Origin of the sequence: Acetobacter orientalis, assembly GCF_000963965.1 — a bacterium.
In the GTDB taxonomy this organism is placed as follows: Bacteria; Pseudomonadota; Alphaproteobacteria; order Acetobacterales; family Acetobacteraceae; genus Acetobacter; species Acetobacter orientalis.
This window is the reverse complement of the sequence record NZ_BAMX01000054.1, coordinates 1-299: the sequence shown is the minus strand read 5'-3', so window position 1 is coordinate 299 and position 299 is coordinate 1. Positions and strand designations below refer to the sequence as shown.

Here is a 299-nt window from a genome sequence, read left to right as displayed (position 1 = left end):
GATCATCGCACACGGCGTGAAGTTTTGAGTTCAGGCCGCCTTTTATCCGTCCGATATGGCGGAGAAAAGCCCCTTTTTGAGCAGGGACGCCGCCGTCCGGTGTCATTGAGGTGTGTTGCATCAATCATCAGCCGCATCGAACGGCCAGCCTGTTCTGCCAAGGCGACAAAGATCCTGTCAAAGACACCCAGGCGGCTCCACCGGATAAAGCGGTTGTATAAAGTCTTGTGCGGACCATACGCTTTCGGAGCATCGTTCCACTGAAGGCCGTTGCGGATGACATAAACGATCCCGCTCAG

Annotated in this window: 1 pseudogene; it reads right to left on the bottom strand. The window is 55.2% G+C overall.

Annotated elements, in window-relative coordinates:
- Window positions 1-299, bottom strand: a pseudogene (locus Abor_RS12490) (transposase); the annotation flags it as partial.